Annotated in this window: 1 pseudogene; it reads left to right on the top strand. The window is 60.8% G+C overall.

The annotated features are described in order from the left end of the window. Positions 1–283: pseudogene (locus AC0IW7_RS24780) on the top strand (fumarate hydratase C-terminal domain-containing protein); the annotation flags it as partial.

Below are 283 nucleotides of genomic sequence, written 5' to 3'. Positions count from 1 at the left end.
CAACAAAGGCGAAAGCCTGCCAGTGGACCTAAAAGGTCGCGTCATCTATTACGTCGGCCCGGTGGATCCGGTCGGCGACGAAGTCGTAGGCCCGGCCGGTCCAACCACGGCAACGCGGATGGACAAGTTCACCCGTCAGAGTCTCGAACAAACCGGCCTGCTGGGCATGATCGGTAAATCCGAGCGCGGCCCGATTGCCATCGAGGCAATCTAAGACAACACAGCCGTGTACCTGATGGCCGTCGGCGGCGCCGCTTATCTGGTGGCGCAAGCGATCAAGAAG

Source organism: Pseudomonas sp. AC229 (assembly GCF_979254655.1).
Note: the sequence above shows the minus strand (reverse complement) of the source record. Positions and strands in the feature narration are given on the sequence as shown.